General features: G+C 42.3%; 19 protein-coding genes. 12 read left to right on the top strand and 7 right to left on the bottom strand.

The genetic code is table 11. The features are described 5' to 3' along the window. Positions 1 to 29: 29 nt before the first annotated feature. On the bottom strand, positions 30 to 836 hold the full coding sequence (locus J0X13_RS04655) for a class I SAM-dependent methyltransferase (protein ID WP_207070279.1): 807 nt from the start codon (positions 834 to 836) through the stop codon (positions 30 to 32). A gap of 365 nt (positions 837 to 1,201) precedes the next feature. On the opposite strand from J0X13_RS04655, the gene J0X13_RS04650 reads away from it, so the two are divergent. From J0X13_RS04650 to J0X13_RS04635, 4 genes are all read left to right on the top strand, one after another. Beyond that, positions 1,202 to 1,945, top strand: a complete 744-nt coding sequence (locus J0X13_RS04650) for a DUF2268 domain-containing putative Zn-dependent protease (RefSeq protein WP_207070278.1) — start codon at positions 1,202 to 1,204, stop codon at positions 1,943 to 1,945. A 150-nt stretch (positions 1,946 to 2,095) separates the two neighbouring features. Continuing rightward, positions 2,096 to 2,641 carry a hypothetical protein gene (locus tag J0X13_RS04645; RefSeq protein ID WP_207070277.1) on the top strand — a complete coding sequence of 182 codons (546 nt, stop codon included), beginning with the start codon at positions 2,096 to 2,098 and terminating at the stop codon, positions 2,639 to 2,641. 63 nt (positions 2,642 to 2,704) lie between these two features. Beyond that, complete coding sequence (locus J0X13_RS04640) at positions 2,705 to 3,112, top strand: thiol-disulfide oxidoreductase DCC family protein (RefSeq protein ID WP_207070276.1); 408 nt, start codon at positions 2,705 to 2,707, stop codon at positions 3,110 to 3,112. Between the two features lie 110 nt (positions 3,113 to 3,222). Beyond that, positions 3,223 to 5,277, top strand: coding sequence for a DUF4139 domain-containing protein (locus tag J0X13_RS04635; protein ID WP_207070275.1), 2,055 nt, complete (start codon positions 3,223 to 3,225; stop codon positions 5,275 to 5,277). Positions 5,278 to 5,337: 60 nt separating this feature from the next. On the opposite strand, the gene J0X13_RS04630 is transcribed toward J0X13_RS04635, so the two are convergent. Both J0X13_RS04630 and aroC read right to left on the bottom strand, forming a co-directional pair. Beyond that, on the bottom strand, positions 5,338 to 6,663 hold the full coding sequence (locus J0X13_RS04630) for a dicarboxylate/amino acid:cation symporter (RefSeq protein WP_207070274.1): 1,326 nt from the start codon (positions 6,661 to 6,663) through the stop codon (positions 5,338 to 5,340). Between the two features lie 56 nt (positions 6,664 to 6,719). Next, entirely contained in the window at positions 6,720 to 7,784 is a 1,065-nt protein-coding gene (aroC, locus tag J0X13_RS04625) for a chorismate synthase (RefSeq protein WP_207070273.1), read from the bottom strand. 194 nt (positions 7,785 to 7,978) lie between these two features. Here aroC and J0X13_RS04620 point away from each other — a divergent pair, with 194 nt between their 5' ends. Then, the gene (locus J0X13_RS04620; protein ID WP_207070272.1) at positions 7,979 to 8,896 is read left to right on the top strand and encodes a UDP-2,3-diacylglucosamine diphosphatase; all 918 of its coding nucleotides are present in this window, start codon (positions 7,979 to 7,981) and stop codon (positions 8,894 to 8,896) included. Here the strand turns inward: J0X13_RS04620 and J0X13_RS04615 are convergent. Next, positions 8,867 to 11,782: an FAD-binding and (Fe-S)-binding domain-containing protein gene (locus J0X13_RS04615; protein WP_207070271.1), complete on the bottom strand. Its 2,916-nt coding sequence runs from the start codon at positions 11,780 to 11,782 to the stop codon at positions 8,867 to 8,869. The two genes, J0X13_RS04620 and J0X13_RS04615, sit on opposite strands and share 30 nt — an antisense overlap. 87 nt (positions 11,783 to 11,869) lie before the next feature. Between J0X13_RS04615 and J0X13_RS04610 the strand changes: the two genes are divergently transcribed. Both J0X13_RS04610 and J0X13_RS04605 read left to right on the top strand, forming a co-directional pair. Further along, positions 11,870 to 12,367, top strand: a complete 498-nt coding sequence (locus J0X13_RS04610; RefSeq protein ID WP_207070270.1) for a hypothetical protein — start codon at positions 11,870 to 11,872, stop codon at positions 12,365 to 12,367. A 97-nt stretch (positions 12,368 to 12,464) separates the two neighbouring features. Then, positions 12,465 to 13,586: a TlpA disulfide reductase family protein gene (locus tag J0X13_RS04605; RefSeq protein WP_207070269.1), complete on the top strand. Its 1,122-nt coding sequence runs from the start codon at positions 12,465 to 12,467 to the stop codon at positions 13,584 to 13,586. Between the two features lie 61 nt (positions 13,587 to 13,647). Here the strand turns inward: J0X13_RS04605 and J0X13_RS04600 are convergent, their stop codons facing one another. Continuing rightward, positions 13,648 to 14,298, bottom strand: a complete 651-nt coding sequence (locus tag J0X13_RS04600; protein ID WP_207070268.1) for a rhomboid family intramembrane serine protease — start codon at positions 14,296 to 14,298, stop codon at positions 13,648 to 13,650. A gap of 53 nt (positions 14,299 to 14,351) precedes the next feature. Here J0X13_RS04600 and J0X13_RS04595 point away from each other — a divergent pair, with 53 nt between their 5' ends. Then, positions 14,352 to 15,269 (top strand): lysophospholipid acyltransferase family protein, encoded by a 918-nt coding sequence (locus tag J0X13_RS04595; protein ID WP_207070267.1) that lies wholly within the window; start codon positions 14,352 to 14,354, stop codon positions 15,267 to 15,269. On the opposite strand, the gene glmM is transcribed toward J0X13_RS04595, so the two are convergent. Continuing rightward, entirely contained in the window at positions 15,266 to 16,654 is a 1,389-nt protein-coding gene (gene glmM, locus J0X13_RS04590) for a phosphoglucosamine mutase (RefSeq protein WP_207070266.1), read from the bottom strand. The genes J0X13_RS04595 and glmM overlap by 4 nt on opposite strands. Before the next feature lie 91 nt (positions 16,655 to 16,745). Here glmM and J0X13_RS04585 point away from each other — a divergent pair, with 91 nt between their 5' ends. Genes J0X13_RS04585 through J0X13_RS04575 form a run of 3 tightly spaced genes read left to right on the top strand, consistent with a single transcriptional unit; the run spans position 16,746 to position 19,940 of the window. Next, positions 16,746 to 17,339, top strand: a complete 594-nt coding sequence (locus J0X13_RS04585; RefSeq protein WP_207070265.1) for an acyl carrier protein phosphodiesterase — start codon at positions 16,746 to 16,748, stop codon at positions 17,337 to 17,339. Beyond that, on the top strand, positions 17,327 to 19,012 hold the full coding sequence (gene ggt, locus J0X13_RS04580) for a gamma-glutamyltransferase (protein ID WP_207070264.1): 1,686 nt from the start codon (positions 17,327 to 17,329) through the stop codon (positions 19,010 to 19,012). Before J0X13_RS04585 ends, ggt begins: the two co-directional genes overlap by 13 nt. Positions 19,013 to 19,022: 10 nt before the next feature. After that, positions 19,023 to 19,940: an ATP-grasp domain-containing protein gene (locus J0X13_RS04575; RefSeq protein ID WP_207070263.1), complete on the top strand. Its 918-nt coding sequence runs from the start codon at positions 19,023 to 19,025 to the stop codon at positions 19,938 to 19,940. A gap of 3 nt (positions 19,941 to 19,943) precedes the next feature. Here the strand turns inward: J0X13_RS04575 and J0X13_RS04570 are convergent, their stop codons facing one another. After that, positions 19,944 to 20,696: an XRE family transcriptional regulator gene (locus tag J0X13_RS04570; RefSeq protein ID WP_207070804.1), complete on the bottom strand. Its 753-nt coding sequence runs from the start codon at positions 20,694 to 20,696 to the stop codon at positions 19,944 to 19,946. 146 nt (positions 20,697 to 20,842) lie between these two features. Here J0X13_RS04570 and J0X13_RS04565 point away from each other — a divergent pair, with 146 nt between their 5' ends. Further along, positions 20,843 to 22,105: a putative DNA modification/repair radical SAM protein gene (locus J0X13_RS04565; RefSeq protein ID WP_207070262.1), complete on the top strand. Its 1,263-nt coding sequence runs from the start codon at positions 20,843 to 20,845 to the stop codon at positions 22,103 to 22,105. Positions 22,106 to 22,129 lie beyond the last annotated feature (24 nt).

Below are 22,129 nucleotides of genomic sequence, written 5' to 3'. Positions count from 1 at the left end.
AAGAACCCGAGCTCTCTATTGATTTGAAATTACTTTAAGAGTACATAAAAGTCAACAAACCTTCCGCCCCATAAATCTGATTCTGGTAAAACATTGGTTTCAGTATTGGATAACGTGAATTTGGTATCCGCTACAATATCGATGATATCATCTTTAGAAAAATGTTGGGTCCAGAAACGATATGTTTTTAACTCGTCTTCACCTGTCATAACATTATGCTGATAAAGAATCGTCTTTTGTTCTTCATACAGAAAGCTATTGGACAGGACCAGATATGGTTTATCGGACCAAAAACCACTTTCGGCTACTTCCCAATTTACAGGGGTCAGCTTGGAGTCAAGATCTGTATCGTTAAGAACATCAAAAATGAATATACCCCCTGGTTTCAATGATTTGTGAACCTTGAGTAAAAGACCCTTTTGTTCATTAGGCGATAACACACCAAAGTCAGTGTAAATCATAATGACCAAATCGTATTTATTGGACTCGAGGTCAACATTCAAATAGTTGGCTTTTACATACTCGATAGACTTTGAACTTTCAATGGCCTTGGCCTTTGCATATTCAATTGAACTACCGGATATATCAACTCCCGTTACTGAATGACCTTTATCATGAAGAATATCACAATACAATCCGGGACCACATCCAAGGTCAAGTATGGACATGCCGTTTTGTGGACATTGCTGTAAAATCCAATCAATTGTAGAATTGATTGAGGATTGTTTACGACTCGCAAGATCAATATCCTTGTTTAAATGAACATTCAATAACTGTTTTGAAATATGTGGGTCATCCCACATGAATGCATTGCCTTTTTCATATAGACTGGGCATGGCAGTCTGTTTTATTAATTCTTTGATAGACATAATTATTTGTAATTGTGCAGGACTTTCAATCCAATGAAGTACTGCGGTTTAAATAGTAAAATAAATGGATAGGTGACCAAGCATTGGAATCATGAAGTTCAATCCCGATGGAAAAAAGTCATTTCGTAAAATGTACTTGGTCGGATATGTCTATTAAAGTGTCATAACTGTGCAAAGATATCAAAATCGTTGTTTTATTCTAATCATCTTAATTATGGAAAAATCGATAAACCCAGGCCTTCGACCGGTTCCGAATCACAATTTGTAGCGCTCCCTTTTCTTTTGATGTAACATTTTTACGTCTACAGAGTCTACAGGTAAAACAAACATCAATGAAATCAATCAAAATCCTATCACTAGTTCTTGGACTCCTAGTCATCAGCAATTGCAAAAATGCATCGAAAAACACGGAACCCACAAGTTCCATCATCGCCTTTACCGATGAAGGTGGAAAATTCACCCCATCACAAAAAGAGCTTGTTCGCGAAGTGGTATTGGAATCGGAAAAAGAAATCCGGGCCCTATTGCCCACCCTACCGGATAGCATAAACGTATCCTTGGAAATTGTGGATTGGGACCTTGATCTGGTCGGAGGCGTTACCGGTCGTACGGAAACCAATGCCCCTCCCGTAGTGCTCATTCAAATATCCGATAAATATCCAGGAGGCGTGACCCAAGCAACGCAAACGGCACTTAAGCATACCATTTTCCACGAATTCCACCATTTATCGCGCGGTTGGGCCATTCAGGACAACAAATACGGCCCCGGCATATCCATAGCAGCCATAAACGAAGGGCTGGCCGTTGTATTCTCCGAAGATTATACCGGTGAAAGCATGGAAGCGGATACACCACCAGAAGCAACCATTGCGGAGCAATGGGTGGAAGAGATCAGGTCGTTGCCCCTAAATGCCAACTATCAACATTGGATGTTCCAACACCCCGATGGCCGTTTGGCAGTTGGATACCGTACCGGAAATTATCTGATCAGAAAGGCGATGGCCCAATCGGGCAAGGACGTTCTTGAACTCAGCGAACTTACGCCCAATGAAATATATCAGTTGGCCGGGTATTGAAAGGAAACGGTATTGTTTTTCGTTGTCGGAAATCAAATTAATTTACTGAATACAAGCACATTATTTGTATCTTAATTGTTTGCCCGGTAGTCTAAAAACGTTCGTCCTACTTCTTTGGCTCAAAATAGAGCAACCAAACCTATAAGTAAGATGAAAAAACCGTTTAAGATTTTTATCGTTACCGGCTTATGTGCACTTTGTTTTTTAAGTGTTTCCGGGCAAGAGAAAGTGAACCTGGCAGCAACGATCGGAGTACCTGATTTAATAAGTATCGGAGCCCGATTTCAGATGAAGCAATCCCAGTTGGGGCTAAGCTATGGTTTTGGGACCATAAATGATTCCTACAATACTACTTATGTCATCTCACTGGATTATTTCAATCACTTTAGTGGACAATCCAAATATACGGATAGGCGACCTTGGTACCTTAGGGGTGGACTCAATTATCTGGTAGATGAAACAAGCAGTTTTAAGGACACCTACCTGTATACGAACCTTCGGATGGGCAGGGATTTTAATCTATCCAAAAGGTTTGGGATTACTTTAGATCTTGGGCTCTTGTTGGAACTTTCGTATAACAGAACCGAAAAAGAACCCGTGGTACTCCCCTATTGGTTCAATTTTGACTGGGGATCCTCCACGGCCGACTCCAAAGTGTTGCCCGCTTTATCGTTCGGTCTATTTTATCGGTTATAAAATTACACGTGCTGTTATGAGTTAATATTTCTAAGACAGCTACTTCCACACTATCTTTGCACCGTGGAAAACGGTAAAAAAATAATCTTGTTCGATGGGGTCTGTAACCTTTGCAACAGCTCTGTCCAGTTTGTCATAAAACGGGACAAAAAAGATGTATTCCGCTATGCGGCCCTACAGAGCAAAGCGGGGCAACAATTGGTGGGTCAACGCCATATTGATACCAGCAAAGTGGATTCCATTATCCTTATTGAGCCCGGCGTGGCCTATTATACCAAATCCGACGCTGCCTTGGAAATCGCAAAAGACCTGGGAGGCTTATGGAAATTGACCGCTGTTTTTACGTGGATTCCTACCTCCATCCGAAACGCCATCTATGACTTTGTGGCCAAAAACCGCTATAAATGGTTCGGTAAACAGGAGTCTTGCATGGTTCCGACCCCAGAGCTCAAAGCCAAGTTTTTGGATTGACTCATCAAAACCCAGGGTTCCCTCAGCCAACCAACCCATTCACACCATTCCCGGTTTTAATTGGAACAATTGAATCATAGGTTTGGATAAACAATTAATATCCAACCATTATGAAAAATACAGTCATTCTATTTTTGTGCGCACCCTTTTTGCTATTTGCCAATACGATAAAAACTACCTCTAAAATAAAGGAGGTTACCGTTTATCTCAATGGGGCCCAGATTACACGAGCAGCTTCCTGTCTATTACAAGAAGGATCGAACGAAGTGGTTTTTACAGGGCTATCCCATAAAATTGATGAGAGCAGCATTCAAATTTCAGGTTTAGGTGCCGTTTCCATTTTAGCTATTGCCTACGACACCAATTACCTTGAAAAAACCGAGAGCAACCCGAAGATCAAAGCATGGGAAAACACTATTGAAGAACTGGAATATGAAGTTTCATTGGTAAAGAATACCATTGCAGGTCTCGAGGAAGAGGAAAAGGTAATCACCTCCAATAGAATTGTAAATGGCGACAGTCAGGTTCTGGATTTGGAAAGAATCAAACAGGTCGGTCAATATTACAGAGAGCGCATTACCAGCATTAAAAATGAAATATTCAAGGCCCATTTAAAAATCAACAAACTAAAGCTGGAAATCAACGATCTACAGCAACAGTTGGCCGAGGCAAACAATGCCAAAGCGACTCCACAAGGGGAAATAACCATTACTTTTGATGCACCGATTTCCACCAACCTGAACGCTTCACTGTCCTACTTGGTGAAAGATGCGGGGTGGGTGCCCAATTACGACATTAAATCCACTGGATTAAACGCACCGCTCTCCTTGGCATACAAGGGCAATGTTTACCAAAACACGGGGCAGGATTGGAAAAATGTAAAAATCGCTTTGTCCACCGGTAATCCAAATCACAATATCAGCAAACCCAAAATTGAGGCCCATTATTTGAACTTTGTGAGTGCCTACCAAAAAAGGTACACCCCTGCCACAAAGAAAAAGGGATATGCCTTTAATCCCAATGTAAAAAAAGTGGTCGGGACCATTACGGACGAATCCGGTACTCCACTGCCCGGAGTAAATGTTGTGATCAAAGGCACCACCAAGGGCACACAAACCGATTTTGATGGCAATTATGCTTTGGAGGTGCCCTTTGGTCAAGAATTGACCTTTTCCTATATCGGGATGCGTCCTTACGAATTGCCCATTTACTCCTCCATTATGAACGTTCGTATGGAAGAAGATGCACAACATTTGGATGAAGTGGTGGTAACAGCTTATGGTACTGCTGCTGTAGGGGCGGTTACCGGCGAACGAATTTTGAAAGGCCGAGTGGCAGGGGTTTCCATTAGAGGAGCTTCCAAGGTGACCAGCAACCCCCAACCCCTTTACATTATAGATGGAGTACCTGTTGACAATTTTGTTGAGGGTGACTTGGATGAAAATGAAATCCAGGACATTGAGGTGCTGAAAGGCTCCAATGCCTCCGCAATTTATGGAAACCGTGGAATCAATGGTGTCGTAGTCATAACAACCAAGAAAAGCGAGACCCAAGAAGGAGCAACCAGAACAGAATTTACCATTAAAAAACCTTACACCGTTATATCCGATGGCGATATTACGTCCGTTGAAGTGAACACCTATAAAATACCGGCTACATACGAATATTTTGCAGCTCCCATATTGAATGAAAATGTATATCTCACCGCCAGTTTTAAAGATTGGGAGAAACACCAGCTATTGCCAGGTGAAGCCAATATCTACTTTGAAGGTTCCTACGCCGGTAAAACGGTCTTAGATCCTTACACAACAAAAAAAGAAATGATCTTATCGTTGGGCATTGAGCACAATATTACGGTAACAAGGCAGCAGGAACGTAATTTTAAAAGTAAACCCTTTGTGGGCAGTAACCGGATATTAGATCGCAGCTATGTACTGGAGGTTAAAAATAACAAGAACAGCAAGATCAATCTAAAACTCATGGACCGCATACCAAAATCACAGAACAAGGAGATCAAAGTGGATGATATTGTGACCAATAATGCAACCTATGACCAGAACAAAGGCTTATTGACCTGGAATATGGCAATGGAACCTAAATCCGTGGAAAAGGAAAGCTTCTCTTTTCAAGTTAGGTTCCCAAAAGGAAGATATATATCCCTCTAAAACCAAAAAAGACCTCCAAAAATGGAGGTCTTTTTTATTTTAAGTATTTCTTTCTTTGGTTTACTTGACCTCATCATAATGGTCATCCCATTCTTCCACATGTGGGTCGCCAAGTTTGTCCACAGATTTTGCAACAACCATGGAAACTGTGGCATCACCGGTGACATTCACTACGGTCCTGCACATATCCAACGGTCTATCAACCGCAAAAATCAAGGCCAGGCCAATCGCCAATTTGTCCGGAGGAAATCCAATGGACTCCAAAACAATCACCAACATTACCATTCCCGCTCCGGGAACTGCCGCTGAACCAATAGAGGCCAACAAAGCGGTTAACACTATGGTCAATTGATTTCCAAAAGTCAAATCAAACCCAAGGGCCTGCGAAATGAATACTGCGGCAACACCTTGGTACAAACTCGTCCCATCCATATTGATAGTGGCACCTACGGGAAGTACAAAACTGGATACTTCTTTATCCACACCAATATGCTCCTCTACCCTTTCCATGGTCACCGGCAAAGTAGCGGCACTGGAACTGGTTGAAAAAGCCAACAGTTGCGCTGGACTTATCTCTTTTAAAAACCAAAACGGATTCTTTTTGGTAACCAGACCTACCACGGTGGCGTAGAAAATAATCATTATTAAAAGACCCAAGACAACAACACCCGCATATTTCAACAGGGCCAATAACAAGTCTGGATCACTTGATGACACTACAACACCCGCTAATAGGGCGAAAACGGCGTAAGGAGCCGTCAACATAATCAAATCGACCATTTTAAGAACCACATCGTTGAGAGCATCAAAAAAATCTTTAAGTGGTTTTGCCTTTTTCTCCCCAATCAATAACATGGAGATGCCCAAGAAAATGGTGAAGAATATCACTTGAAGCATCAGCGCATTATCCGTCATGGCCGCCAAAGCATTGTCAGGCACCATATCAATAAGAAATTGGAGGGGTCCACTATCTTTTTGACGCGAAGCTTCTTCCAATTTTGAGGTAACCCCGGCATCATTCGCGTACGTATCGGTCAATTTGGTCACCGTATCTTCCGAAATTCCACTACCTGGATTCAGGACATTTACCAATAAAAGCCCAATGGTGATAGCCACTACAGTTGTTACGATATAGGTTCCAATGGTGCGGAGACCAATATTCCTAAATTTTGATATATCCTTGAGGTCGGAAATCCCTTTGACCAAGGATGCCAAAATAAGAGGTATGGCAATAAGCTTAAGAAGTTTCACAAAAATGGTTCCCAGAGGCTGGATCCAATCATTTACAAATTCCTTGCCCCAACTAATTTGGGTCATCGCAAATCCAAAAACAATACCAAGCAGCATTCCTATCAGGATTTGCCAGTGCAATTCCAATTTCTTCATAAAGTAAGATTATGGATGGAAAGATACTTTTTTGAATGGAAACGTCCTAACGTGGACTAGATTTTGTTGGTCCGGGCCAATAGTGAATAGTCTGCCAATACCAATGCTGCCATGGCCTCCACAATCGGTACAGCTCTTGGAACAACGCAGGGGTCATGCCTCCCCTTGCCTTGTGTGGTTACTTGTTCACCTTCCTTATTGATCGTCTCATAGGATTGCAGCACGGTTGCTACAGGTTTAAAAGCCACACTGAAGTAAATATCCATACCGTTACTGATACCACCCTGCACACCACCGCTACGGTTGGTTTTTGTGGTACCGTCGGCATTAAAGGCATCATTATGTTCGCTGCCCTTCATGGCCACTCCAGCAAACCCACTGCCATATTCAAAACCCTTTACCGCATTAATGGAAAGCATAGCTTCACCCAAACGGGCATGTAGTTTATCAAAAACAGGCTCTCCCAGACCAATTGGTACATTTTGGATCACACATGTGATTACCCCACCAATGGTGTCGCCTTGTTTCTTTATGGATTTGATGTAATCCTCCATTTTTTGGGCCATTTCGGTATCGGGACAACGAACGGCATTGGACTCGATTTTGGCAAAGTCCAATTCTTGATAAGGCTTTTCCAATTTCATCTCCCCAACTTGGGAGACAAAGGCGTTTATTTTAATATCGCTTAAAAATTGCTTTGCAATGGCACCTGCCACAACCCGACTGGCGGTTTCACGTGCAGAACTTCTACCCCCACCGCGATAATCACGGAAACCATATTTTTTATCGTACACATAATCCGCATGGGATGGTCGGTACGAGTCTTTTATATGTGAATAGTCCTTGGACTTCTGGTTGGTGTTGTGAATGGCAAAACCAATGGGCGTTCCTGTAGTTTTTCCTTCGAACACACCCGAATATATCTCTACCGTATCGGGTTCCTTGCGCTGTGTAACTATGGCAGATTGCCCGGGCTTTCTTCTGTTCAACTCCTCTTGAACCTTATCCAAGTCCAATGTTATCCCTGCAGGGCAACCGTCGATGATACCTCCCAATGCTTTTCCATGAGATTCACCAAAGGTGGTGAGCCTAAAAAGTTGTCCAAAAGAATTTCCTGCCATTCGGTATATAAATTATGATGTCCCCAAAGGTAGACGATACAAATCTAATTCAAAAACGATGTCATGCCTTAATATTATTGTAACATATTTAGTTTCAGCATGATGATTTTTTAACATTATCCTCATGAATTGATGACTTCGATTTCATTTTTAATTTATCCCAACCATTTTATTTTGCAGTAAACCCTATACCATTGAAAAAAAGGAAGATAGAATTGGCGGTTATCTCGGATGTACATCTGGGAACTTATGGCTGCCATGCAGATGAACTCATTACATATCTCAATAGCATACAGCCAAAAAAACTGATCTTGAACGGAGATATTATTGACATCTGGCAATTTAGCAAACGGTATTTCCCGCCTTCCCATCTCAAAGTGTTGAGAAAAATCATCGGGATGGCCTCAAAAGGGACCGAGGTTTACTATATCACTGGAAATCACGATGAAATGCTTCGTAAGTTCAGTGATACTTCAATGGGCAATTTTAAAATCATGAACAAGCTGGTGCTTAATCTGGATGGTAAAAAAGCTTGGGTTTTTCATGGTGATGTGTTCGATGTCTCCATACAAAATGCCAAATGGTTGGCAAAGCTGGGCGGCTACGGCTACGACATCCTTATTTTGATCAATAGCTTCCTGAACTGGTGCTTGGCCAAAATGGGACGTGAGAAATATTCGTTGTCCAAAAAAATAAAAAATAGCGTGAAAGGTGCAGTTAAGTACATCAACAATTTTGAGAAGACCGCGGCAGAGCTCGCCATAGAAAACAATTATGATTATGTGGTCTGTGGACACATCCATCAACCCAAAAAAGAGGTGTACGAGAACAAATATGGCAGTTGCACCTATTTAAATTCCGGGGATTGGGTGGAAAACCTGACAGCTTTGGAGTATTCTTTTAAACGCTGGAAAATATACCATTACAATCACGATAGACTTTCTCCTTTCTTTGTGGACGAGGATTTAAAGGAAATGGATATGAACGACCTCATCGCTTCGATCACCGATAAAGAAGTCAAGATTGAGGACGTTACCGAGGAACACTTTGGCGAAAGCGAAGAAAATGTAGATCAGGATTACCTAGACGATAAGGGCCTGTCTCAGGATTGAAACGGGGTGTTGCGCCTCCCTTTTCGTCCCATCCTTTATTTGATGCCTGCAACTTGTTCCGTTGGCCGCAATCAGAGTATCGGCATCACTTTTCTCCACCGCGGGAAACAACTTTAGCTTACCTACCTGCATACTTATTTCAAAATGTTCTTTTTCGTAACCAAAAGAACCTGCCATACCACAACAACCCGATGGTATAATCGTCACTTTATAGTTTTTGGGGAGATTCAACACATCGAACGTTACTTTTTGATTGCTCAACGCTTTTTGATGGCAATGTCCGTGAATTTTGATGGTCTTTTCCTGATCGGTAAAGCTATCGGAGGTGATATGGCCCGCTGCGATTTCAGCGGCCAAAAACTCTTCTATCAAAAATGATTGGGATGCCAATTTCTGTAATTGTTCCTTGTCATCATGCAATCGCTGGTACTCATCCCTGAACGAAAGTATGGCAGAAGGCTCCAATCCCACAATCGGGGTTCCTTCATTTAAAATACCTTTCAGATTCTCCATATTCTGGACCACCAATTTTTGGGCTTGTTTCAAAAATCCTTTGGATAGGTAAGTTCTCCCGCTTTCACCATAGAACAGTTCCACGTCATACCCCAATTTGCACAATAGCTCTATGGCATCCTTCCCGATCTGGATATCCAGATACTTCACAAACTCATCAATATAAAGGACGACCTGTTTTTTGGAAAGGTAGGTTCGCTTTGCACGATGCTTTTTTAGGTGATTTTTAAAATTGAATCGGCCAACCTTGGGTAAGTTGCGCTCCGGGGCCACCCCTACTGCTTTTTTAAGTGTTCCCCCGACCATTTTGGACTCGTACATCCAGTTCGCGATGCCGGAAACCGTGCTTCCCATGGCATTCAATCGGGTGTTGTGGGCAAACAGCTTGCTTCGCAAGGAATATCCGTTGGCCTCTTGGTAATTATATAGGAATTCGGCCTTTAGGGCGGCAACATCCACATTGCTGGGACATTCGCTGGCGCAGGCCTTGCAGCTCAAACAAAGGTCGAATGCCGTTTTAAGTTCTTTGTGGTCGAACCGATTGGTTTTTTCAGAATTGGTCAAAAATTCACGCAATGCATTGGCCCTTGCACGTGTAGTGTCCTTTTCATCTTTGGTGGCTTGGTAGCTCGGGCACATACCACCGTTCATGTTATGGCTCTTTCTGCAATCACCGCTACCATTGCATTTTTCGGCAGCTTTTAAAATCCCTTCACTATCCGAAAAATCCAGCAGTGTTTTTACCACGGGCTCTTTGCGGTCAACTTTGTAGCGCAAAGACTCATCCATTGGGTATGCATCCACAATTTTCCCCGGGTTCAGCACCAAATTTGGGTCAAAAAGTGCTTTTACCCTTTTCAAGAGCCCATAGTTGGTATCGCCTATCATCAGTGGTATGAACTCTGCTCGCACAATTCCATCCCCGTGCTCTCCACTAAAACTTCCATGATATTTTTTGGTCAACTTGGCCACATCGGTGGTAATGCTTCGGAACAACACCACATCCTCCGATTTCTTTAAATTAAGTATGGGCCGCAAATGCAATTCTCCAGCACCTGCATGGGCATAATATACAGCGTCTTGGTTATACCCTTTCATGATCTGGGAAAACTCGCCGATAAAATCTTTTAGGTCCTCCAAAGCAACGGCCGTATCCTCAATACAGGCCACCGCTTTTCTATCCCCCACCATATTGCCCAACAGACCAAGACCTGCTTTACGAAGTTCTATCGCCTTATTGATGTCCTCTCCATATAAAATAGGATTGGCGTAGCTCAAGCCGGACTTTTCAATCGTTTTTAACAACTCATCCAGTTGTTTGTCCAAATCTTCCTTGGAATCGGCCTTTACTTCCAACATCAAAATACCCGCTGGGTCACCGTCCACAAAAAAACGATTGGCCAATTGGGCCCTGTTGTTTTTGGTACAGTCCAGAATTACTTTGTCCATCATTTCACATAGATGGAGGCTATGTTGCATAACAGGTGCAACATCGCTCAAACAATCCTCCAATGTTCTATAATGCGTGGCTACCATGGCTGCATATGGCGGAGGTAAGTCATCAAGTTGCAGTGTTACCGATGTGGTAAAGGCCAGTGTACCTTCGCTTCCGGACAACAATTTACACATGTTGAAGTTGACTTCATCATCCCCAAAAATGTTGTTTTTGAGCAGTTCATCCACTGCGTACCCGGTATTTCTTCTGTGAATACTAGGTTTTGGAAATTCGGATTTTATATGGTGCTGAGTTTCTTGTTCGGAAAGCTCCTCGTAAAGTTCATTGTAGATTTTGGCTTCTAATGAATGCCCTTGTTTCTTCTTTTCAAACTCTTCTTCGGAAATATCGGAGAAATAAGCATCACTTCCGTCCGAAAGCACACATTGCATGGCAACAACCTTATCCCTGGTAACACCGTATTGGATGGATGTTGTCCCAGAAGAATTGTTGCCGACCATACCGCCAATCATACATCGGTTGGACGTAGATGTATTGGGGCCGAAGAAAAGACCGAAAGGTTTTAAATATTGATTAAGCTCATCACGTACCACGCCAGGCTCTAAGGTAACTTGTTTTTTGTCTTTGTCCAGACTAATGATTTTGGTGAAATAACGACTTACATCGACCACAATCCCTTCTCCCACACATTGTCCGGCCAAAGATGTTCCCGCTGTTCTTGGAATCAATCCAATTTTATTCCCATTGGCAAAATTCAGTAAAACCTTAAGGTCATCAGCATTTTTGGGGTAGGCCACCGCCATGGGCAACTTTCTATATACGGAGGCATCTGTGGCATAGATGGCCTTGCTCAAATTATCGAACAACAACTCACCTTTTAAGGCCAATGAGAGGTCTTTTAACAATTTTTTATCCAATTCGGAATACTTTTGGGAACTAAAACTAGTTTTACAACGTAAATCTAATACAAAACTATCTCTAATTTTTAACTTAACGAGACCCTTATGAAGATTACCACATTATTTTCAGTTTTATTTTTGTTTGCAACAGTTGGCCTTAGCGCACAGAATATTTCCGAGCATGCCTTGGGATTGCGTTTGGGTGATAGTGACGGCTTCGGAGCCGAGATTTCCTATCAAAAATCAATAGGACAATACAATCGAGCCGAGTTCGATCTTGGCTGGAGGGACAGTAGAGATTTTGACGCCTTTAAGTTGGCGGGTATTTACCAATGGGTACACCAATTGGACGGTAACTTTAATTGGTATTACGGTGTTGGTGGAGGATTAGGAAGCGTGGATTTTGAACCTAATCCAGATTTCAACAATGATAATGACGGGTTGTTTGTATTCGCAGCAGGAGACATTGGTGTAGAATACGATTTTGACATCCCATTGCTGCTATCATTGGACTTTAGGCCCGAAATCGGCATACTTGGTTATGATGGCTTTGACAATGATTTTGATTTTGATATAGCGTTGGGTATCCGATACCAGTTCTAAATCTGTTCTAAATAAAAAGTTAACCCTTGGCTCAATACGGTCAGGGGTTTTTTTATGCCATAAACATTGAATACCTTAGCAACCTAAAGATTTTTAAATGAAAAGACTAGTTACACTATCCCTTGGGGTTATATTACTAACTTCCTGTAATTCCGACCCTAAAGGATACACTTTGAACGGTACCATAGATGGTGAACCCGAAAATGGTACCCAAATATTCTTAAAAACAACGGACTCCATCAATCAATTGGTAGATATTGATACTGCAGCTGTGCAAAATGGTATGTTCAGTTTCAGTGGAAACCAAGTTGAACCTAAAATGCATTACATTTTTGTGGACCAAGTTCGCGGTAATGTTCCTGTAATCGTTGAAAATGGGACCATTGAAGTGGAATTCCAGAAAGATAGTATTGATCAGGCCAAAATTAAAGGCACCGAACAGAACGAAATGTTCATGGACTTTTTGACAGAGTCCAGGAAACTATCGCAACGTGCGCGATCAATGCAAGACGATATGCGTATGGCGGCACAGCAGAGAGATACTGCTACGGTTGCAGCACTTCGCGAAGAGTTCATGGAGTTTCAAGAAGATGCTAAGGACTTTAACTTAAACTACGCCAAAGAGCATCCCAATGCTTTTGTGTCCGTACTTATTGTTGGTAATTTCTTGGCCACAAAGGCACTTCCCGTTGATGAGGTCAAAGCACTGTTCGAAGGACTTTCTCCTGAAATGAAGGCCACAGAGCCCGGTAAAAGAATTGCAGAACAGCTCGAAAATCTTAAATCAACTGAAATAGGTGCTGTGGCACCGGACTTTTCAGCCCCTACTCCAACGGGTGAAGTACTTGCTCTAAGCGATGTGACCAGCAATGCCAAACTTACTTTGGTAGACTTTTGGGCAGCTTGGTGCAGACCATGTCGAGCAGAAAACCCAAACATTGTTTCCGTATATAAGAAATATCACGACAAAGGGTTTGATGTACTGGGTGTTTCTTTGGACAACAAAGCAGAGCATTGGACCAATGCCATCGAATCCGATGGTTTGGAATGGAACCACATTTCCAATTTACAGCGTTTCCAGGACCCGATTGCTCGTATGTACAACATCAACGCGATACCGGCGGCATTTTTGTTGGATGAAAATGGCGTTATTGTAGCAAGAGACCTCAGAGGTCCAGCCTTGGAAGAAAAAGTAGCTGAAATTCTTGGAAAGAGCTGAACAATAGAATATAGGTAAAGTAAAAGAAGGTCTTGATAATTTCAAGGCCTTTTTTTGTAAACTATATTTTGCCCATTTTATCCAGCACAAAAAGTATAATGATTGGAATGGCCAACAATACCACAATAAGAGTGTCCGTAGCAAAAAGTTCTGGTTTAAAGAGCAAGGTGGTTGCATAGCCCCCAATGGCACCACCAAAGTGTGCGGTATGGCCAATGTTGCCCATCCTACTCTTCATCCCCCAAATGGAATACAGCAAATAAGCAATACCCAACACATAAGCAGGCAATGGAATAGGGATGAACATAATGCCCAATTGCATGTCCGGGTTCAACAATATAGCAGCATATAGGACGCCCATCACGGCCCCACTGGCACCAACGGCACTATAAAAAGGCTCGTTTTTGTGAAAGAAAAGTGCTAACAGGCTCCCTGCAATTAAACTAATGAAATAAATAATCAAGAATTTTATGGGACCAAACCATCCGATGACCACAGGAGCAAAAAAATAAAGGGTAAACATGTTCAGGAACAAATGTGAAATGTCCACGTGCAAAAAGCCCGAAGTCACCATCCGTTCTCGCTGACCGGCCTGTATGGCGTTGATACTGAACTTGTACCTATCAAAAAAAGCAGAGTTATTGAATCCACGCAGGGAAACTAGAACATTAGCGACCATAATGGCAATAGTAGCAATATGTAAATTGAGCATGTAAATAAAGGTTTGGGTCCAAATATAGCTATATTTGCACACAAGAATAGCCTATGCAACTCGTAGTTTATATCCTTGTTTATCCATTGCTCTGGTTGATTTCCAGACTTCCCTTTAAAATCATTTATTTTATTTCTGATGGTGTTTACATGCTCTTATATCATGTAATCGGTTACCGTAAAAAGGTGGTCCGCAACAATTTAGCTTTGGTTTTCCCAGAAAAGTCGGAAAAAGAACGATTACTGATAGAGAAAAAGTTCTACAAGCATATGTGCGACATATTTCTGGAAATGATGAAGACCATGGGCATGAGCAAAAAAGAAATTCAAGATCGCTTTACGGTAACCAATATTGAGCTCGTCAACGGATTGGAAGAAAAAGGTCTCAATACTATGCTCATGCTTCCCCATTATGCCAGTTGGGAGTGGGTACTATCCCTGAATTTACAAATCAAATCCAAAGGCTACGGTATTTATCAAAAAGTGGAAAACAAGTATTTTGATAAGTTGGTCAGAGACATCAGGGGCAAATACAATACTGAACTCATATCCACCAGAGAATCCAGAAAAATTCTTAAGGCCGCAAAAGAAAGTAAAGAATTATTGATGGTTGGTATAATCAGCGACCAGTCCCCTATGGTCAGTAGAACAAAGTACTGGACAGACTTTATGGGAATTGTGGTTCCTGCTCATGTTGGCGGCGAAGAAATCTGCAAAGCCAACGACTTTATCCCGATCTACCTCAAGGTTCGTAAAAAGAAAAGAGGATATTACGAAGGTACCTTTAAAATTCTGTCTGAAAATCCTTCCGAAGTTCCTAATTATGAAATTACCGATGCCTTTCTACGAGAAACGGAAAAATCTATTCGTGAGGCACCGGAATATTACTTCTGGACGCACAAACGCTGGAAACACAAAGACAAAGTGCCAAAAGAGTTCCAGAAAACACCTGCCAAAGCGGCGAACAACTAGATTCCCGCCACTTCCTTTATTTCGCCAATGATTCTGTCGGCCAAACCATCCGCTTGATCCTGTGATTTTGCCTCAGTGTAAATTCGGATAATAGGTTCTGTGTTCGATTTTCTTAAGTGTACCCAGTTTTCTGGGAAATCAATTTTTACTCCATCAATGGTCGACACATCTTCATTTTTATATTTGTTGTGCATGGCTTCCAAAAGCGCATCCACATCCAAATCCGGGGTCAGTTGAATTTTCTTTTTGCTCATAAAGTAGCTAGGGTAGCTGGCGCGTAGCTCGGCAACCGTCCCTCCACGCTCTGCCATCAACATCAAGAACAAGGCTGTTCCTACCAGGGCATCACGACCATAATGGCTTTCCGGATAAATGATTCCGCCATTGCCTTCACCACCAATAATGGCGTTATTGGCTTTCATTGTGGTCACAACGTTCACCTCTCCTACTGCAGCGGCTTCGTAGGTTCCTCCATGTTTTTCCGTAACATCCCGCAAAGCTCTGGAGGATGATAGGTTGGAAACGGTGTTTCCTTTGGTTTTGGACAATACATAATCTGCACAGGCCACCAACGTATATTCCTCGCCGAACATTTCTCCATCGTTGCTGATGAATGCCAAACGGTCCACATCGGGATCGACCACGATACCAAAATCAGCTTTTTCCTCGACTACTTTTTTACAGATGTCGCCCAGGTGCTCTTTCAAAGGTTCGGGATTATGCGGAAAGTGGCCCGTTGGATCACAATAGAGCTTTACCACTTCCACCCCCAATTCCTCAAGCAATTTGGGAATGGCAATGCCTCCTGTTGAGTTCACACCATCAACAACTACTTTAAACCCAGCTTTTTCAATTGTTTCGGCGTCTACCAAGGATAATTCCAGGACTTCATCAATATGAATGTCGATATAGGAATCATTTTTGGTGATTTCTCCCAAATCATCGACCTCGGCAAAGTCAAAATCCTCCTTTTCGGCCAAGGCCAAAATCTTTGCTCCTTGCTCCGCATCCAAAAACTCCCCCTTTTCATTCAAGAGTTTTAAGGCATTCCATTGCTTGGGGTTGTGACTTGCGGTTAAAATGATACCTCCATCGGCTTTTTCCAAAGGAACCGCAATCTCTACTGTTGGTGTGGTGGACAATCCTAAATCGATGACATCCATTCCAAGTCCTACCAAGGTGGAGACGACCAAATTTTGGATCATCTCACCAGACAAACGAGCATCACGACCAATTACGACCTTTAATTCATCCTTATCCGAGTACGATTTTAACCAAGTGCCATATGCTGCTGCAAATTTTACCGCATCTACAGGCGTTAAGTTGTCGTTTGTGTGGCCACCAATGGTGCCTCGTATGCCAGAAATGGATTTGATCAGTGTCATAATTGTTAAAAAAGTTTTTGCAAATATAGTCGGGCTTAACCGATTCCATGTTTTGAATTTGTAAATTTCGACAGAAAAGGAATTTGCCCCGATGAACTTCTTAGCGCATATCTATTTATCTTTTGATGATGAGGAAATAACTTTGGGTAATTTCTTTGCCGATCACATTCGCGGCAACAGGTACAAGCATTTACCGGAAAAAATTCAAAAAGGCATTTTGTTGCACCGGGAAATCGACACCTTCACCGATGCACACCCAACCGCCAGAAAAAGCAGTAAACGCCTTCACAAAAATTACCATCATTACAGTCGAGTGATCGTTGATATTTACTACGATCATTTTTTGGCCAAAAACTGGAGCAGTTATTCAGATGTGCCTTTGGACACCTATGTAGAAAAGTTCTACGATTTATTGGAAGACAATTATGACATCCTTCCCATGGCGACCAAACGGATGATGCCCTACATGATTGCTGACAATTGGCTGCTCAACTATGCGAATTTAGCTGGGATTGACCGTGTACTCAATGGCATGAACCGACGAACCAAAAACAAGTCCCGAATGAATTTTGCCATTTTGGACCTTGAAGAAAATTATACAGAATTCGAAAATGAATTCACGTCATTTTTTGAAGAATTGATTACCTTTTCCAACCAAAAATTCATTTCTCTATGCGAAGACTAGTACTCCTCTTCCTACCCCTTATCTTTTTTATCAATTGTAAACAACAACCAGCAGCACCTACCGGACTGGTCGCCGAAAAGGCCATGGTGGTATCCGCCCGTGAAGAAGCATCACAATTGGCTGTGGATATTATGAAAAAAGGCGGAAACGCTTTTGATGCCATGGTCGCCACAGAACTTTCCTTGGTAGTCGCCTATCCTTTTGCTGGAAGCGTTGGTGGTGGTGGTTTTATGGTCTACCGCAAAAACAATGGAGAAGTCGGTGGAATCGATTATCGCGAAAAAGCCCCTTTGGCAGCCCATAAAAACATGTATTTGGATTCCTTGGGCAATGTAATCCCAGGTTTAAGCACATCTGGCGGTACTGCTGTAGGAGTTCCCGGTACCGTTGCCGGAGTATTGGAGGTGCACAAAAAATTTGGAAAACTCCCTTTAAAGGATATCATCGAACCCATTATCGAACTCGCCAACAAAGGTGTTGTTGTTACCGAGAAACAGGCCAATCGATTGGAAAGAACACGCGAGCGCTTTATTGAAGCCAATGGCGACAGCACCAAATTTGCCCACCCTTTTGTTGCAGGCGATACCATAAAGTACCCTGCCTACGCCAAAACTCTCCAGAAAATAATGGAGCAGGGTCGTGATGGTTTCTACAAAGGTGAGGTTGCTCAAAAACTAGCTGCTTTTGTTCAAGAAAATGGAGGTTTGATCACCGAAGAAGATTTGGAAAAGTACGAAGCCGTCTGGAGAGACCCTATCGTTTTTAATTATAAGGACATTAAAGTGATTTCCATGAGTCCGCCCAGTAGCGGAGGGGTAACCATCAATCAAATATTTAAAATGATGGAGCCTTATGATGTTTCAAAGTTTGGGCATAACACTACCAAGACCATACAATTGTTCACCGAAGCTTCACGAAGGGCCTATGCCGATAGAAACTTCTTTCTTGGAGACCCAGACTTTGTGGACATTCCTTATGATGTGCTTTTAAACGATGACTACTTACAAGAGAGAATGGCCGACTTTTCTTTTGATAAGGCTACGTTGTCTTCCGATGTAAGCCATGGTGAAGTAGAGATCATTGAAAGCGCACAGACCACTCACTACTCCATCGTGGACAGCGAAGGAAATGCCATTTCAGCTACCTCTACTTTAAACGGAGGGTACGGTTCCAAACTATACTGTGCCGAACTTGGTTTCTTTTTGAATAACGAAATGGACGATTTTAGCGCCAAACCCGGTGTACCCAATATGTTTGGGCTTATCGGCGCCGAAGCTAACAGCATTGAACCGGAAAAGCGTATGCTGAGCAGCATGACACCTACCATCGTGGAAAAAGATGGCCAACTATACATGGTTGTAGGCACTCCTGGTGGTTCAACAATAATTACAGCGGTTGCACAGACCATCTTAAATGTTTATGAGTTTAACCTAAGCATGCAAGAAGCGGTAAATGCACCTCGTTTCCACCATCAATGGTTACCCGATATGGTGATTTTTGAGCCCGAAGGTTTCTCCAAAGAACTCAAGGCCGAATTAAAATCCAAAGGGTACATCATTAACGAAGAGCGTACACCTATCATAGGAAAGGTGGATGCAATACGCGTTCTGCCCAACGGAAAATTGGAAGGTGGAGCGGACAAACGCGGAGATGATACCGCAGTTGGTTATTAATTAACATTCAATGGAATTCGACGTTGTTGTTTTAACGGACCACCGTTACGTGGCCCCAAAAGAAAAGACACCCTACATCCAAAATGTACTGCAAGAAGACCAACTTGTTTTGGAAGCTTTGCAAAGTCAAGGATTAAATGTGGTGCGTAAAGCTTGGGACGACCCTGACTTTGATTGGTCGAACACCAAATATGCCCTGTTCCGAACCACTTGGGACTATTTTGACCGTTATGCGGAGTTTTCCTTATGGTTGGAGAAAGCTTCAAAACAAACACAATTCATCAACTCCAAAGACCTAATTTATTGGAACATTGATAAGCACTATTTGCAAGATCTATCCAACGCTGGAGTAAGCATTCCCAAAACTGTTTTTGCCGAAAAAAATTCAGAGATAACACTTGCCAATGCCATTGCAAAGGCAAAATCGGAATATGGTTTTACTGCTGACACCTATATTTTAAAACCCTGTGTATCGGGAGCGGCTCGACACACCTACAAAATAGGAAAAGACGAGGTTAACAATTACGAATCCATCTTTAAGGAATTGGTCGGGAATGAGGCCATGATGCTTCAGGAATTTCAAGGGAACATCGTTTCCGAAGGTGAAATCTCCATGATGGTTTTTAATGGAGAGTTTACCCACGCCGTATTAAAGATTGCCAAACCAGGTGATTTCAGGGTTCAGGATGACTTCGGTGGAACGGTTCATGATTATGAACCAAGTCAAGAGCAGATAGCATTTGCCAAAAGTGTTGTACATGCCGCACCTGAGATGCCGATTTACGCAAGAGTCGATATTTTTAAGGACAATGACGGTAACTGGGCGTTGGCCGAACTGGAAATTTTTGAACCTGAGCTCTGGTTTCGTTTAAACCAGAGTGCGGCCCACACCATGGCCACCGCGATCAAAAACAAATTCTTTGCTTAAAACTTACTTGGCAATTTGTTTTTTCAACTCCTCCATGGATTCTTGAAGTTGTTTTAACAAGCCAGTTTCCGTAGTTGCATCCACGTTAAAGGTCAATTTACTGCTCACCTCCCAGATTTCCTGTATTTGAAAAGGTTTGATTTCGTACGGAGGGTAGGTTTCGTTTAAAGAGACCAAGGTGATGTTATTGGAATTGGGCTTGCGCTCTATTTTTTTTACCATTACTGAATCCTGCAATACCACAACATACATTTTATTGGGGCTCACATGATCGATATGTTCAATGGCACGCGCCAACACCCAATCATTGGGTCTTAAATTGGGAAGCATACTGTCTCCTTCAACCTGAAAACCACGATAGGTGGCATTTCGGAACTCGGGAATGGGCATATCAAAAGCAGGCAACTGCCTATACCAACTAGTATCAGAAATATTCTGTGGATACCCTGCAGCAGCCTTGGCGTTTACCATCACCATGTTGTCATTTTCGGAATTGTCAACCGTAACTACTTTTGGAATAACACTGGTTTTGGAAGTATCCAAATGTTTTTGATCACTTTCGCCGAAAAGCCATAACGGATTTATTTTGAATTGCTTCAAAAGTTCGGCCACTACTTTACCGGAAAGCTTGGTTCTACCACGCTCTATGTCGGCCGTGGTATTTTTAACCCCCAGTAATTTGGCAAACTCGGTTTGAGTGTAGCCAAGTTCCCTGCGGATATCGGTAAATCGTTTTAGGGTTATTTCATTTTCCATCATCATGTTGATAATATCAAATCGAACATATCGAAGTGACAATCCATTCTCAAATATAGCTATTTTGGAATATTTCCAAAAACTTTTATGGATTATTTCCATTATTTGGATTATATCCATATATTTGATTGGAATATTTCCAAGTTATGAATTTTGATAGGATACGTGAAAAACTGAACATATTGGCAGATGCGGCCAAGTACGATGTCTCCTGTGCCAGTAGCGGAAGCGATAGGACCAATAAAGGAAAAGGGTTGGGCAATGCTTCCAAAATGGGAATTTGTCATAGCTACACAGCAGATGGGCGGTGTGTGTCCCTATTAAAGATCTTGTTGACCAACCATTGCATTTTTGATTGTGCCTACTGTGTTACCCGAAAAAGCAATGATGTGCCTAGAGCTGCTTTCAAGGTGCAAGAAGTGGTCGATCTTACCATCAATTTTTATCGTAGAAATTATATTGAAGGACTTTTTTTGAGTTCCGGCATATTTAAAAGTCCAGACCATACTATGGAGCGCTTGGTATCCGTAGCTAAAAAACTTCGTGAAGAGGAAAATTTTAATGGATACATCCATTTAAAGTCAATCCCTGGGGCAAGCGATGAATTAATGTACGAAGCTGGGCTTTATGCCGACCGGCTTTCCGTAAATATTGAAGTTCCCACTATCTCTGGGCTCAAATTATTGGCGCCTGACAAAAAGCATGAAGATTTCACCAAACCTATGGAGAAGGTGAAAAACGAAATCGTACGTTATAAATCCGAGCGGGAAATCATAAAAAGTACCCCAAAATATGCGCCAGCGGGTCAAAGCACTCAAATGATTGTAGGAGCATCTGGAGAATCGGACAAGGATATCATGTATTCCGCGGCCTATTATTACAAAACGTTCCATATGAAGCGTGTATACTATTCCGGGTACGTTCCCGTGACCCACGACTCGCGTTTGCCTGCCATTGGGTCGCAAGTGCCGATGTTGCGCGAAAACCGATTGTACCAGACGGATTGGTTGTTGCGTTTTTATGGCTTTTCCATCGGGGAAATCTTGAACAACCGGCATCCCAACTTGGACATGGATGTGGACCCGAAACTCTCTTGGGCTTTGCGAAACCTTCATCATTTTCCAGTGGATGTAAATACGGCAGATAAGCGCCTTTTGGCCCGAATTCCAGGCATTGGCATGCGCTCGGTGGACAAAATTATAAAAGCAAGAAAGTTTAGGAAATTGAACTGGGACCATCTCAAAAAGATTGGTGTGGCCCTCAACCGTGCACAATATTTCATGGTATGCGACTCCCGGCATTGGGAGCGTCGCGACTTGGACGCGGATAAAATAAAAGGTATGATACTACAAAACTCCTCTGGGAAATTTCGGAATCAGTACAGCACGCAATTGTCATTATTCAATTAATAGTGACACAAAAAAACACAAAAT

The organism is [Muricauda] lutisoli (nom. illeg.), assembly GCF_017313105.1.
GTDB lineage: Bacteria > Bacteroidota > Bacteroidia > Flavobacteriales > Flavobacteriaceae > Flagellimonas > Flagellimonas lutisoli.
This window is presented reverse-complemented; position numbering and strand designations above follow the sequence as displayed.

Excerpts from the sequence above, each read along its gene's own strand:
- J0X13_RS04655 (WP_207070279.1), bottom strand. The coding sequence starts at position 836 with ATGCCCAGTCTATATGAAAAAGGCAATGCATTCATGTGGGATGACCCA.
- J0X13_RS04650 (WP_207070278.1), top strand. The coding sequence starts at position 1,202 with ATGAAATCAATCAAAATCCTATCACTAGTTCTTGGACTCCTAGTCATC.
- J0X13_RS04645 (WP_207070277.1), top strand. The coding sequence starts at position 2,096 with ATGAAAAAACCGTTTAAGATTTTTATCGTTACCGGCTTATGTGCACTT.
- J0X13_RS04635 (WP_207070275.1), top strand. The coding sequence starts at position 3,223 with ATGAAAAATACAGTCATTCTATTTTTGTGCGCACCCTTTTTGCTATTT.
- J0X13_RS04630 (WP_207070274.1), bottom strand. The coding sequence starts at position 6,663 with ATGAAGAAATTGGAATTGCACTGGCAAATCCTGATAGGAATGCTGCTT.
- aroC (WP_207070273.1), bottom strand. The coding sequence starts at position 7,784 with ATGGCAGGAAATTCTTTTGGACAACTTTTTAGGCTCACCACCTTTGGT.
- J0X13_RS04610 (WP_207070270.1), top strand. The coding sequence starts at position 11,870 with ATGAAGATTACCACATTATTTTCAGTTTTATTTTTGTTTGCAACAGTT.
- J0X13_RS04605 (WP_207070269.1), top strand. The coding sequence starts at position 12,465 with ATGAAAAGACTAGTTACACTATCCCTTGGGGTTATATTACTAACTTCC.
- J0X13_RS04600 (WP_207070268.1), bottom strand. The coding sequence starts at position 14,298 with ATGCTCAATTTACATATTGCTACTATTGCCATTATGGTCGCTAATGTT.
- J0X13_RS04595 (WP_207070267.1), top strand. The coding sequence starts at position 14,352 with ATGCAACTCGTAGTTTATATCCTTGTTTATCCATTGCTCTGGTTGATT.
- glmM (WP_207070266.1), bottom strand. The coding sequence starts at position 16,654 with ATGACACTGATCAAATCCATTTCTGGCATACGAGGCACCATTGGTGGC.
- J0X13_RS04585 (WP_207070265.1), top strand. The coding sequence starts at position 16,746 with ATGAACTTCTTAGCGCATATCTATTTATCTTTTGATGATGAGGAAATA.
- ggt (WP_207070264.1), top strand. The coding sequence starts at position 17,327 with ATGCGAAGACTAGTACTCCTCTTCCTACCCCTTATCTTTTTTATCAAT.
- J0X13_RS04575 (WP_207070263.1), top strand. The coding sequence starts at position 19,023 with ATGGAATTCGACGTTGTTGTTTTAACGGACCACCGTTACGTGGCCCCA.
- J0X13_RS04570 (WP_207070804.1), bottom strand. The coding sequence starts at position 20,696 with ATGGAAAATGAAATAACCCTAAAACGATTTACCGATATCCGCAGGGAA.
- J0X13_RS04565 (WP_207070262.1), top strand. The coding sequence starts at position 20,843 with ATGAATTTTGATAGGATACGTGAAAAACTGAACATATTGGCAGATGCG.